This is a genomic window from Paenibacillus plantiphilus (genome assembly GCF_927798095.1).
Classification (GTDB): domain Bacteria; phylum Bacillota; class Bacilli; order Paenibacillales; family Paenibacillaceae; genus Paenibacillus_Z; species Paenibacillus_Z plantiphilus.
Window position 1 is genome coordinate 59,331 of the sequence record NZ_CAKMMF010000017.1, and the last position, 12,950, is coordinate 72,280.

Annotated in this window: 15 protein-coding genes; 14 read left to right on the top strand and 1 reads right to left on the bottom strand. The window is 49.3% G+C overall.

Annotated elements, in window-relative coordinates:
- Positions 1–45 precede the first annotated feature (45 nt).
- Positions 46–591 (bottom strand): GNAT family N-acetyltransferase, encoded by a 546-nt coding sequence (locus L6H65_RS15625; protein WP_236343525.1) that lies wholly within the window; start codon positions 589–591, stop codon positions 46–48.
- Between the two features lie 430 nt (positions 592–1,021).
- On the opposite strand from L6H65_RS15625, the gene accB reads away from it, so the two are divergent.
- From accB to ahrC, 14 genes are all read left to right on the top strand, one after another.
- Positions 1,022–1,525 (top strand): acetyl-CoA carboxylase biotin carboxyl carrier protein, encoded by a 504-nt coding sequence (accB, locus tag L6H65_RS15630; RefSeq protein WP_236343526.1) that lies wholly within the window; start codon positions 1,022–1,024, stop codon positions 1,523–1,525.
- Between the two features lie 53 nt (positions 1,526–1,578).
- Positions 1,579–2,970 carry an acetyl-CoA carboxylase biotin carboxylase subunit gene (gene accC / locus L6H65_RS15635; RefSeq protein ID WP_236343527.1) on the top strand — a complete coding sequence of 464 codons (1,392 nt, stop codon included), beginning with the start codon at positions 1,579–1,581 and terminating at the stop codon, positions 2,968–2,970.
- 197 nt (positions 2,971–3,167) lie between these two features.
- Positions 3,168–3,572 (top strand): Asp23/Gls24 family envelope stress response protein, encoded by a 405-nt coding sequence (locus tag L6H65_RS15640; RefSeq protein WP_236343528.1) that lies wholly within the window; start codon positions 3,168–3,170, stop codon positions 3,570–3,572.
- A gap of 104 nt (positions 3,573–3,676) precedes the next feature.
- The gene (gene amaP, locus L6H65_RS15645) at positions 3,677–4,240 is read left to right on the top strand and encodes an alkaline shock response membrane anchor protein AmaP (protein WP_236343529.1); all 564 of its coding nucleotides are present in this window, start codon (positions 3,677–3,679) and stop codon (positions 4,238–4,240) included.
- Positions 4,241–4,251: 11 nt separating this feature from the next.
- Positions 4,252–4,479 (top strand): DUF2273 domain-containing protein, encoded by a 228-nt coding sequence (locus L6H65_RS15650; protein ID WP_236343530.1) that lies wholly within the window; start codon positions 4,252–4,254, stop codon positions 4,477–4,479.
- Positions 4,480–4,580: 101 nt separating this feature from the next.
- Positions 4,581–5,030, top strand: coding sequence for a transcription antitermination factor NusB (nusB, locus tag L6H65_RS15655; RefSeq protein ID WP_236343531.1), 450 nt, complete (start codon positions 4,581–4,583; stop codon positions 5,028–5,030).
- Between the two features lie 340 nt (positions 5,031–5,370).
- The gene (gene folD, locus L6H65_RS15660; RefSeq protein WP_236343532.1) at positions 5,371–6,231 is read left to right on the top strand and encodes a bifunctional methylenetetrahydrofolate dehydrogenase/methenyltetrahydrofolate cyclohydrolase FolD; all 861 of its coding nucleotides are present in this window, start codon (positions 5,371–5,373) and stop codon (positions 6,229–6,231) included.
- A gap of 10 nt (positions 6,232–6,241) precedes the next feature.
- Positions 6,242–7,594, top strand: a complete 1,353-nt coding sequence (xseA, locus tag L6H65_RS15665; protein WP_236343533.1) for an exodeoxyribonuclease VII large subunit — start codon at positions 6,242–6,244, stop codon at positions 7,592–7,594.
- Between the two features lie 5 nt (positions 7,595–7,599).
- Entirely contained in the window at positions 7,600–7,854 is a 255-nt protein-coding gene (xseB, locus tag L6H65_RS15670) for an exodeoxyribonuclease VII small subunit (RefSeq protein WP_236343534.1), read from the top strand.
- 2 nt (positions 7,855–7,856) lie between these two features.
- Complete coding sequence (locus L6H65_RS15675; RefSeq protein ID WP_371877702.1) at positions 7,857–8,768, top strand: polyprenyl synthetase family protein; 912 nt, start codon at positions 7,857–7,859, stop codon at positions 8,766–8,768.
- A 100-nt stretch (positions 8,769–8,868) separates the two neighbouring features.
- On the top strand, positions 8,869–10,767 hold the full coding sequence (gene dxs / locus L6H65_RS15680) for a 1-deoxy-D-xylulose-5-phosphate synthase (RefSeq protein WP_236343535.1): 1,899 nt from the start codon (positions 8,869–8,871) through the stop codon (positions 10,765–10,767).
- 14 nt (positions 10,768–10,781) lie between these two features.
- Positions 10,782–11,612: a TlyA family RNA methyltransferase gene (locus L6H65_RS15685; protein ID WP_236343536.1), complete on the top strand. Its 831-nt coding sequence runs from the start codon at positions 10,782–10,784 to the stop codon at positions 11,610–11,612.
- Positions 11,613–11,977: 365 nt separating this feature from the next.
- On the top strand, positions 11,978–12,436 hold the full coding sequence (locus L6H65_RS15690) for a hypothetical protein (protein WP_236343537.1): 459 nt from the start codon (positions 11,978–11,980) through the stop codon (positions 12,434–12,436).
- Between the two features lie 29 nt (positions 12,437–12,465).
- Positions 12,466–12,915 carry a transcriptional regulator AhrC/ArgR gene (gene ahrC, locus L6H65_RS15695; protein WP_236343538.1) on the top strand — a complete coding sequence of 150 codons (450 nt, stop codon included), beginning with the start codon at positions 12,466–12,468 and terminating at the stop codon, positions 12,913–12,915.
- Positions 12,916–12,950 lie beyond the last annotated feature (35 nt).

A 12,950-nucleotide genomic window follows, 5' to 3' on the forward strand; every position in this document is an offset into this window, starting at 1 on the left:
GCATTTTGTTTCTGTTAAAAGATTATGTTACAAGGAATTATGAGATCATTCTTTAAATCTCCCCATAATAATGGTGTTGTAATAGTTGCCGTCTGAAAGAACTTTATCTTGTTTTAATACCCCTTCTATTTCAAATCCGAGATTTTCATAAAGCCGAACAGCTTTGTCGTTTATTTGCAAAACATGTAAAGTCATTTTTTTAATTTCGTTGGAGTCCGCCCAAGCAATAGATTCTCTCAGAAGATTTTTGCCAATCCGATATCCCCAATAATCTTTTAGCACGCATACCCCAAATTCAACTTTATGAGACAATCTATTCAAGTGATTTCCCTCGCATCTTGAAAATCCGACTATTCTATTAGTAGCTTCTGCAACTAAAAACAGGTTTTTCGGATTTTCAGCATCCGTTTTAATGAGCTGTTCAAAACCTGATGCGTCGATAAATGACTCTCCTTTTTCTCTATCCAGATATTCAGTCTCGCCATCAATCTGCAATCGCAAAGCAGATAATTCCGCAGCATCCTCGTCCATTGCAGATCTAACAATGTAGCTTATCCCATTGAAGGAATATTCCTGGCTGTAAATTTTCATTATATTCTCCCTTTAAATGGATCTGTTTTGTTAGTGTTATTATAGAACGATTGTTCATTATGTTCAATTTCAACTGCCAACGAGGTGATCTTCTGAACCGCGCGCAGCTCCCGGCGCGTGGTGGGAACGGGTGTCGCCACACTCCTGTCTCCAGGAGCGCAATTTTTCTCTGTCTGCTGAAGCCCGTGCTGACTGTTTGGTGTGAGCGCGAACCATTGCACTCCAAAACAGAGCCTGAGGCTTATTTTTTACCAAGGTTTTTTTCGCGGGCTGGTTTAAAAAATGGGTTCGTGTTCGGGAGTGTTTGTGCTATAATAGGAATGTTATGTACAAGTTTTGGCATTTGCACATTAAGAAAACATGTAATCGTATGCCGGCGTACAGTAACGATGGAATACAAATCAAAGTATGCTTTATTAGGAGTGAAATAATGTTCAAGCTAAGCGAGATTAAAGAACTGATCAAGCTGGTTGATCAAACGTCTGTTCATGAGCTTGAGATTGAAAACGAAGGCGCCCGCCTGCTCATTCGCAAGCCAGGCAAAACAGAAGTGGTGAACGTTCAAACCGCGTCGCTCGTTCCTACATATACGCAAGGCGTTCCCGCACCCGTACAACATGCGCAACATGCCCCTGCGGCAGCCCCTGCTCCAAGCGCTCCTGAGGCGACTCAGGCAGCACCGGTCAATGCCAATCTGCATCAAATCCTATCTCCAATGGTCGGAACGTTCTATCGTTCATCTTCACCAGATGCTGCGCCGTTTGTAAGTGTTGGCGACCGTGTCAATGAGAAGTCCGTTGTCTGTATTCTTGAGGCGATGAAATTGATGAATGAGCTCGAAGCGGAAGTTCGCGGCGAAATCGTTGATGTACTCGTAGAGAACGGGCAGCTTATTGAATTCGGACAGCCGCTATTCCTTGTTAAACCGGAGTAAGGGGCAGCGTTGCATATCGGCAATGAACGTCAGCGATCGAAAGGGGTAAGACCTTGAAATTTAATAAAGTATTGATTGCCAATCGGGGTGAAATTGCAGTCCGGATCATTCGTGCCTGCCGCGAGCTTGGCATCGGCACCGTTGCTGTATACTCCGAGGCAGATCGGGACTCGCTCCACGTCCGTCTTGCCGACGAGGCTTACTGTATCGGGCCAACGGCGTCCAAGGATAGTTACCTGAACTTAACGAATATTATGAGTGTCGCGACATTAACGGAATGCGACGCTATTCACCCGGGCTACGGATTTCTTGCTGAGAATGCGAATTTCGCGGAAATTTGCGAGTCCTGCAATGTGACCTTCATCGGTCCTTCTCCGCAGGCAATCAGCAAAATGGGTGACAAGGCAGTTGCCAAGAATACGATGAAGGCTGCGGACGTTCCCGTTATTCCTGGATCGGACGGGCTTGTTGAAGATATGGATGACGCGCTTCGTATTGCCCGCGAGATCGGTTACCCCGTCATTATTAAAGCGACGGCAGGCGGCGGCGGCAAAGGCATTCGGATCGCGGAGGATGAGGATTCTCTCGTCACGCAGATTACAACGGCGCAGCAGGAAGCTCAGAAGGCATTCGGCAATGCCGGCGTCTATCTGGAGAAATTCCTCACTGGCATGAAGCATGTTGAAATTCAGATTATGGCGGACAAGCACGGCAATGCCGTTCATCTGTTCGAAAGAGATTGTTCCGTTCAGCGCCGCCGCCAGAAGCTGGTAGAGGAAGCGCCTTGCATAGTATTGAGCCAGACGCTCAGAGAACGGATGGGGCAAGCTGCAGTTCGCGCAGCGCTTGCTGTTCAATATTCCGGTGCAGGGACGCTGGAATTCCTGCTGGGACCAGACGGCAACTTCTATTTTATGGAGATGAACACACGGATTCAGGTTGAGCATCCCGTTACAGAGATGATAACAGGCGTTGACTTGATCAAAGAGATGATCTCGGTTGCCGAGGGCAATCCGCTGTCATTCAAGCAAGAGGACATCGTTATTAATGGCTGGTCGATTGAATGCCGGATTAATGCAGAAGACCCGGACCGCAATTTCATGCCGGCTCCGGGCCAGATACAATTCTATCTGCCTCCGGGTGGATTAGGCGTTCGAGTTGATAGCGGCGCTTACCCTGGTTACACCATATCGCCGCATTATGATTCCATGATTGCGAAGCTTATCGTATGGGGAGCTACGCGTGAGGACGCGATCTCGCGAATGAAGCGGGCGCTTGCAGAATTTGCAATCGACGGCATTCGCACGACGATTCCTTTCCATATGAAGCTGCTAAACCATCCCAAGTTTGTGGATGGCGATTTCGACATTAAGTTCCTTGAGGAATATGATGTGAATGATCCGGAAAAGGGACGGGACGGCGGAAGCGGCAATTTTACCATTTGACATTTCGACGGCCTTCTATTTATAGGATTTGGAAATCGTGACATTGCTTGTGCGCGAGGGATCAATCATCATAAATAACAGGTATATAGTTGTTTGTCATATTTCTCTCTGAATGCTATAGTATAGAAATAAGAAGCGGATGAGCTATCGGCTAGAGGCTGTAGCTACGCTACTTTTACGGGAGGTGTATGATAACCATGAGTACGCTGGCAGCGGACTATGAGAAGACGGACATGGGCACCATTCAGATCGCACCCGAAGTCATAGAGATCATTGCAGGACTTGCGACTGTTGAGGTTCAAGGTGTTGCCGGAATGAGCGGAGGATTAGCTGGAGGCATAGCTGAACTGCTAGGACGCAAAAACCTGTCAAAAGGCGTGAAGGTTGAAGTTGGACAGAGGGAAGCGGCTGTAGATGTCTCTATTATTGTGGAGTATGGAAACCGAATTCCGGAGATTGCCTCCGACATTCAGCGGAATGTAAAGCGGTCCATCGAAACGATGACAGGTTTGCAGGTTGTTGAAGTCAACGTTCATATCCATGATGTCCATTTCAAGTCGAATGATAAAACGGATGATGATGAAGCGCTTCGCGTGAAGTAATTCAAGCTTGGCGAATAAGCAGGATAAAGATACCCCCTTGTGGATGGGCTTGCCGCTCGGCGCTTGGGGGTTTTATCTAGTCCGCCCCAAGGAGGAGCCACTCGTTGATTAGAGTAATGGACAAGCTGCTGTTATTTCTGTTAAGCATTGTAATCGGTGCATTGTCAGTACTGGCATTCAGCATCGGTATTAACTGGATACCTGAGGAATGGACAAGTGAAGTTATCGGCGATCTTTACAGTGGCCATGTGGAGTGGCTGCAGTGGACAGTTGCTGGAGCATCGCTCTTTATGTTTTTGATCGCGCTGCGATTCTTCTATGTATCGCTTCGCCGCAGCAATTCCTCTGCGCCATCCATTGATCAGCGGACCGAGTTCGGAGATATCCGCATTTCATTGGAAACGGTAGAAAATTTGGCGTTGAAAGCGGCAGGGCGCCAGCGCGGTGTCAAAGATTTGCGTGCACGTATTCGCATTAGCGAGGCTGGCATTGACATATCCTTGCGTGCTATAGCAGATGGCGAGAGTTCGATACCTGTCTTGACGGAAGATATTCAACGCGCGGTGAAGACACATGTTGAAGAGATAACGGGTATACCGGTAGCGAATGTAGCGGTATTCGTGGCGAACATCATCCAGTCGACAAACTTCAAAAGTCGAGTGGAATAGGGGTGTTACCAATGAGGGAAATCTGGACAACCTATGGAGGACGGATTGCCGGTGTCGCTGCGGGAGTCGTACTTGGCATTATATATTTTATAGTCGGCTTCTGGGATATGTTGTTTTTTGCATTGCTGCTTTGGATTGGGTATACGATAGGCAAGTCGAAGGACGAACAGAGCGGTCCAATTTTTCCATGGCATCGGGTAACCGAGTGGTTGATGGAGAGATGGCGTCCGTTTAAATAGTGCTATGGTCTCCTCCGTACCCCGGACATAACGTTCTGATCGGGGCAGGGAGGAGATCATATTTTTTGAATAGATCAGAACGTATATTGTCAGGAGGCCCCATGAAACGAAGGCTTGCACGGGAAATAGCGGTACAAAGTCTGTACCAGATGGAAATGAATGAAGTGGCAGCGGTGGACGCGGTCAACATGCTGTTCGATGAAGTGAACGAAGAGAACGAGTTGGGCATCGATTCAACGGATGTCAGCGCAATTGACGACCATGTTCGCGGGCTTGTTAATGGCGTAACGGAGAACAAGTCGGCCATTGACGACATGCTGCAGGGATATTTGACAGGCTGGCAGGTGGACCGATTATCCCGAGTAGACAGGCAGATTCTGCGTCTGGCATGCTACGAGATGATATATCGTGACGATGTGCCGCCAAAAGCTGCGATTAATGAAGCGATTGATCTGGCCAAGCACTTCGGTACAGATGAATCCGGCAAATTCGTCAATGGCGTACTGGGCCGTCTCCTGCAAGCAGTAGACGAGCTTAAACCAAACGCATAGCATAACAGCATATTCAAGCAATTAAAAGAGTCCCGCAGGGACAAGACCACGAAGTGGTCGAAGCGCACTAAAATGCACTGAAAAGTCCCGCAGGGACAAGACCACGAAGTGGTCGAAGCGTACTTTCCAAAATAGACCGTCAAAGTAATGACTGGTCAAGCAGCCTTAAGTTAAGCGTGTCCCGTAGGGACGAAAGCGAGTAGTTACTCGAACATAGCAACCCGAGCATCTCAGCATCAAAAAACGTTATTCGGCTGGGTGTCCAGAGGGCGAAGCCCTTGGGGTCCCCCTTTCTAAGGGGGATTTAGGGGGATCAATCATCAAAGGGAGGCTTCCATAAATGTCTGCACAACGAATTGAAGGCAAGCAAATATCAGATGCCATTCGAATTGAAATTGGAGAAGAAACAGCTAAGCTGGCTCAGCGCGGCATCGTACCAGGGCTTGCTGTTGTATTAGTGGGGGAAGACCCTGCATCCAAAGTATACGTCGGCAGCAAGGAGAAGGCATGTCAGCAGCTGGGGTTTTATTCCGAGGTACACAGGCTCCCGGCGTCGACGACGCAAGAGGAGCTTCTTGTCATTATAGACAAGCTTAACAATCAGAGCAGCATTAACGGTATTCTAGTGCAGCTTCCGCTTCCCAAGCATATCGAAGAGAAGGCAGTTATCGACGCTATTAGCGTGGCCAAAGACGTAGATGGATTTCATCCAATCAGTGTCGGCAATTTAACGATTGGTGACGAAAGCCTGCTCCCTTGCACACCATCAGGTGTCATCGAGCTTATCAAACGGACCGGTCTGGAAATTGCCGGCAAGCATGCCGTGGTCATTGGCCGCAGCAATATCGTTGGCAAGCCGGTTGCGATGCTCCTTCTTCGCGAGCATGCTACAGTAACGATTTGCCATTCCCGCACAGCTGATATGGAAGCGATAGCGAAGACTGCGGACATTCTTGTCGTAGCGATTGGCAAGCCGAAAGCGATCGGACGAGCTTTTGTGAAGCCAGGTGCAATCGTAATTGATGTCGGAATCAACAGACTGCCGGACGGCAAGCTTGCTGGCGATGTGGATTACGACGATGTGCTGGATACGGCAGCTTATGTGACTCCTGTTCCAGGCGGAGTTGGACCTATGACGATTACGATGTTAATGCTGAATACGTTGAAGGCGGCTAAGCAAGCAAATGGAATCGGGGAGTGATTAATCCGATATGGCTGACCAAGCGCGTATTTTCTCCATAAAAGATATTAACAAATATATTCGGATGAAGCTTGAGTCTGATGTGCTGCTTGGAGATATTTGGCTGCGAGGCGAAATATCCAACTTCACTCATCATTCCAGCGGACATATGTATTTTACCTTAAAGGACAAGGATAGCCGGCTGAAAAGCATCATGTTCGCATCTCATAATGTGAAGCTGCCATTCATGCCTAAGGAAGGCACTAAAGTTCTGGCCCGGGGCAATATCTCGGTTTACGAACGGGATGGCAATTATCAGTTCTATGTTACTGCTATGCAGCCTGATGGAATTGGCAGCTTATTTCTCGCTTTTGAGCAGTTGAAGCGCAAGCTGGAGGCCGAAGGGCTATTTGATGCTTCTCGCAAACGGCCGATCCCAAAGCACCCCAAGGCGATAGGAATAATCACCTCTCCGACGGGTGCGGCAGTACGAGATATTCTAATTACACTGCAGCGTCGTCACCCCTCCGTGCCGGTGCTGCTTTTTCCCGTTGTCGTGCAAGGTGCGGCGGCGGCGCCCTCTATTGTGAAGGCGATAGAAAAAATGAACCAAATCGCCGAAGTCGACGTATTAATTGTTGGGCGAGGCGGAGGATCTCTCGAAGAGCTGTGGGCGTTCAACGAAGAGAGCGTCGCTCGCAGCATTGCGGCTTCCGTTATTCCGGTCATATCAGCAGTTGGACATGAGACGGATTTCACGATATCCGATTTTGTTGCTGATCTGCGGGCAGCTACACCGACAGCGGCTGCAGAGCTTGCGGTTTCAAACGTGCAAGAGCTTCAATCTCAATTGTCCAGCTTGAGAAAGCGGCTGACACAGTCGTTGCAAGGTACGGTTCAATTCCGGAAGGAACGGTTAATGCGGATACAAAGGTCTCCAGTTTTCCTCCATCCACGCAGATATTTACTGCAGCAGGCGGAAAGGCTTGACCGGCTGACAGAGCGGCTTCAGCAGCGGACATCGCGGACAACTGAACGCGGACATGATCGGCTTAATCGTCTGAGAGCGGCTCTTGCTGCATCACATCCAGGGGAGAAGACAGCTCAGGCGGCCAGACGGCTGTCGATTGCTTCAGATCGGATGGAGGCGGCAATGTCTGCAGGGATGAAGGAACGCCGGATGCAACTGGGTGCTTCCATCAGACAGTTGGATGCGCTGAGTCCGCTTAAAGTTATGGCACGCGGCTACAGCCTCGTTTACGATAATTCAACGGATAAACTGATCAAATCGATAAGTGATGTTCAGCTAGGTGACATGGTGAAGGTTAAGCTGTCTGATGGCGATCTGGAATGTCATGTATGGGGGATGGAAGAGGAGGCATGAGTACAATGACGAGCGAGGAAGGACAGCCGCTAAGCTTCGAGGAAGCAATGGAGCGGTTAGAAGATATCGTGAGTCGTCTGGAAAGCGGCGATGTGCCGCTGGAGACAGCGATTGAACTGTTCCAGGAAGGGATGAGGCTTTCGCAGCTATGCGGCACAAAGCTTGAGCAGGTAGAACGCAAGATTGAAGTGTTGATTGAATCCGAAGGCGCCATTCATAAAAAACCGTTTGCTGCGGCAAATGAAGATAGAGGGGAATAGGGTTGAACGCATTGGTTACTACAGCTGACTTCCTAAGTCGATCAGCTATTGAAGTTGAGCAAGCGCTAGCCGAATCCATTCCGGCGGAGTGGAAGTTTCCCTCCCAATTGCGCGAAGCTATGATGTATTCAGTTGAAGCAGGCGGGAAACGACTGCGTCCAATTCTTGTTCTTGCGGCTGCTGAAGCGGTAAAAGGCGATTCCCGGGCGTGGCATGCTGCAATGCCGGTCGCCTGTGCGATTGAGATGATCCATACGTACTCACTTATCCATGATGACTTGCCTGCAATGGATGACGATGATTTCAGACGCGGCAAGCCGACGAACCACAAGGTGTATGGAGAAGCTGTCGCTATTCTGGCTGGAGACGGACTTCTGACGCATGCCTTCTATTCAGCGAGTCAGGCTGCTCAGCGCGGAGTTCCAGCGGCAACAGTACTTGAGGTTGTATCTGATCTGGCGAGATTAGCGGGCGCTTCCGGCATGGTAGGCGGCCAAGCGGCAGACATTCTGGGAGAACAGGGGATAACGACTCTTGCTGAGCTAGAATATATCCACTCGCGCAAGACGAGCGATCTGATCGTGTTCTCAGTAACAGCAGGCGCCAGAATTGGCGGTGCGAAGGCCGAGCAGCTTGAAGCATTGATGGAGTTTGCTCATAAGCTGGGTCTTGCCTTTCAGGTTCAGGACGATATTCTGGATCTGGTCGGCGATGAAGAGAAGCTCGGCAAACCAACACAAAGCGATGTCCAGCAGCAGAAAGTAACATATCCTTATTTGGTCGGTCTGGAAGAGAGTAAGGCGCTTGTGGAACGATTGACGAAGGAAGCTGCACAGGCGCTCACAAGAGCGGAACTGGATAAGCCGGAATGGTTGTTTGCCATCGCGGAATATTTGATGAGCAGGGACCATTAAGGGACTTTGTTGGAATATGCTTTATCTGTGGTATAATTAAAGAATGATTGACCTTCATTGGACAATGAAATTTCGTTGTCTTGGAAAGCGAGGAAATATCGTGTTGCTCGAACAAATTAACGCGCCTGAGGATATCAAGGATCTGTCTATAGCGCAGCTGGAACAGGTTGCCGAGGAAATTCGTGAGTTTCTTATCGAGAAGCTATCGTCTACCGGCGGACATCTCGCTCCGAATTTGGGTGTGGTGGAGCTGACGCTTGCGCTTCATTATCTATTTGACAGCCCTAAGGATAAGTTTATTTTCGACGTAGGCCACCAATCTTACGTTCATAAAATATTGACCGGTCGCAAAGACCAATTCGATACGCTTCGCAAGTACAAGGGGTTATGCGGATTTGTCAAAAGATCTGAGAGCCAGCATGATGTATGGGAAGCGGGCCACAGCAGCACATCGCTGTCCGCTGCAATGGGAATGGCGCTGGCGCGCGATCTCAAAGGCGAGAACAACAAAGTTGTCGCTGTCATTGGAGATGGCTCTCTAACTGGCGGGATGGCGCTGGAAGCGCTGAACCATATCGGCCATGAGAAGAAGAATCTGATGGTTATTCTCAATGACAATGAGATGTCCATTGCTCCGAATGTCGGGGCGCTGCATCACTATCTCGGCAAAATCCGAACTGACCGCCATTATCAAAAGGCTAAGGACGAGCTGCAGCAGCTGCTGAACAAGATACCCGCGATTGGCGGCAAGCTCGCCAAGACTGCGGAGCGTTTCAAGGACAGCGTGAAGTACTTGCTGGTTAACGGCGGCATTCTGTTCGAACAGTTCGGATTCACCTATTTCGGTCCTGTAGACGGCCATGATCTTAATGGGCTGATTGAGGTTATAGAGCAGGCGGGCAACGTCTCCGGTCCTGTTCTCATTCATATCATTACGGTCAAAGGGAAAGGATATTCCCCGGCTGAAGCAGATTCTTTCAAATGGCATGGCATATCGCCGTATAAGATCGAGTCCGGTCAGGTGCTGAAGGCAGTTGGACCGCCGATGTATACGGAGGTGTTTAGCGATGCGCTAATGGAGCTGGCTGAAGAGGATAATCGGATAGTCGCGGTTACGCCAGCTATGCCTGGGGGATCGGGATTGTTGAAGTTTGGGGAGCGTTATCCTGACCGTATGATCGACGTAGGCATTGCCGAGCAGCATGCGGCAACGATGTGTGCGGCGCTTGCAATGGAAGGCTTGAAGCCGGTCTATGCGGTTTATTCCACTTTCCTGCAGCGTGCTTACGATCAAGTTGTGCATGATATATGCCGGCAGAACTTAAATGTTGTGTTCGCGATCGACCGCGCAGGCTTTGTTGGTCCGGACGGTGAGACGCATCAAGGCGTCTATGATATTGCTTTTCTTCGCCATATTCCAAATATGGTGCTGATGATGCCTAAGGATGAGAATGAGCTTCGCCAGATGATGAAGACGGCGATCGAATATAATGATGGACCGATTGGAATTCGTTATTCGCGAATTAACGGGCGGGGTGTTGCGATAGATCCTGTTATGACGCCAATCCCAATCGGCAAGTGGGAGACGGTCCGTGAAGGCGATTCAGCCGTTATAGTGGCCATCGGTCCAATGGTTGAAGTTGCGGAAGAAGCGGCAGAGCTGCTTAAGCGGGAAGGGCTGAATATTCGCATTGTGAATGCCCGTTTCATTAAACCGCTTGACGAAACGATGCTGCGGCAATTTGCTGATGAGGGCATGAATGTGCTTGTTCTGGAGGAAGGCTGCCAGGAAGGCGGATTGGGAAGCGCAGTGCTTGAATTTTATTCATTGAATAGACAAGATGTTTCTGTACGTATTAAAGGGATTCCTGATGTGTTTGTGGAGCATGGTTCAATTAAAGAGCAGCGCCATGAAATCGGACTTACCTCCGACAGTGTTGCTGCAGAGCTGAGAGCGATGCTGCCCCGGGTACGCAAACGCGTCAATGGTCCGGCATAAGAACGGGAGATAAGATGTCGACAGGTAAAGAACGAATTGATGTGCTCTTGGTTGAGCAGGGGTATTACGAAAGTCGGGAGAAGGCGAAGGCTGCTCTAATGGCGGGACTCGTCATCGTCGACGGAGAAAGAATTGAGAAGAGCGGAACGAAAGTGCCGCGAGCTGCGGCAATTACAGTTAAGGGTGCTCCGCACCCTTATGTCAGCCGCGGCGGACTGAAGCTGGAGAAGGCTATTCGAGAGTTTCAGCTGTCTCTGGACGGTGTAGTCATGCTGGATATTGGGGCATCCACCGGAGGGTTTACAGACTGTGCGCTGCAGAATGGCGCTTCATACGTATACGCCATCGATGTCGGCTATAACCAATTGGACTGGTCGCTGAGACAGGATGAACGCGTCCATGTGATGGAGCGGACGAATTTTCGTTATACCGTGCCTTCAGACCTCGTCGGTCCGCCGCCGACCTTTGCAACAATCGATGTGTCCTTTATATCTCTGAAGCTTATTCTGCCGCCGCTTGGAACGCTGCTCTCGGAAGGCGCACGGGTCGTGGCGCTGATCAAGCCTCAATTCGAAGCCGGACGTGAGAAGGTAGGCAAATCAGGCGTTGTCAGAGACGGTAAGGTTCATAGGGACGTGTTGAAGACCGTACTTACCTTTGCCGCTGAACAGGGGTTCGCTCTTCAAGGCGTTACGTTCTCGCCGATTACGGGCGGAGAAGGCAATATCGAGTTTCTTGCTCATTGGTTATGGCAGCCAGGCTCATCGGGTACAGCACCCTCAGATGAAGAGCTGGTCCAGCTGGTTCAGGAAGCCAGCCAGACATTTGTCCGTGAGCAAGCTTAGAGGATGGAACCCCATTTAAAGCATCATATTTGAACGCGGTATAGAATAGGGTATAGAACAGGGTATAGAACTAGGGTACAGAAGAAGCCTTTTATGGCGGCGTGAGCTGGCATGAAGGTTTTTTGCGTTTTCTCATTATTTTTCCATGCTGATGGTGATAGTATAGCTTGAGGCTAGTCCAGTCGGAGGGCGATTGCTGATTTCAATGGTTGGCAGAAATGAATATGTTGTTCCCCTTTGCAGATTCGAGAAAATTTGATAAACTATAAAAAACCAAACAAACGTTCGGTATCGAGATAGAGGAAAACTCCGCCTTCGTCGCGAATGAATAGGGATATATGTATTCGTCGGTGAGGGGGGATTGAATGGGAAAGTATGGTGACTGGCTTGTTATGTTCGTTGCTGGGAGCCTAATTGTCTACTGGTTGTATAGACTTTTCTACCGCTGGCTGCATGAACCGCCGAGTATGAATTCCAGAGTGTTGCTTAGCAATGCGGAAGAAGTACGCGAGGATGATGAGAACGTCAGATTTTTGGAGCAAAGAGGGTATGAAGTGACATATGGCAAGTACCGACTTCCCATTACGATCAAGCTGGATGGACAGACGCTGCAAAGTCGATTATTTATTGATCTTATAGCTGAGAAGGGCGGCAAGCATTATATCGTGAAGACGGCACGCGACCGAATGCCGATGGATTGGACCGGAAGCGGTGTTCGCGACCGTCTGCTGGTGTACGCATTGCTTATGCCGGAGAGCGAAGGAATACTGTTTGTTGATGGGAAGGAACGGACAATTCGTACGATTACATTTCGTTTAGGATAGATAGCTGGCAATGATTCGAGGAGGATAACATGAAGAGCGTTCGTCATATGAAAATTCGAGAAATAATATCCGGTCAAATTGTAGAAACTCAGGACGAGCTTGTTGATGCGCTGCGTTTAGCCGGATTTCAGGTTACGCAGGCGACGATATCTCGTGATATCAAGGAGCTTCAGCTTATTAAAGTAACGGTGGAGGATGGCCGGTACAAATATTCCTTGCCGCAGGAGGTACGCACGAATCCGATTCATAAGCTGCGCCGCACATTAGCCGATCATTTCGTACATATTGACTACACGGATAATTTAGTCGTCCTGAAGAGCTTGCCGGGAACGGCCAATGCGATTGGCGCGATGATTGATAATATGGAATGGAGCGAAGTGATGGGGACGATCTGCGGCGATGACACGATTCTTATTATTTGCCGGACGAAGACGCAGAGTGGACAGCTGGTTGATCGATTGCTTGCGTTTATGAATTAATCGTATGACTGGATGCAAAATATAAAGGGGGATTA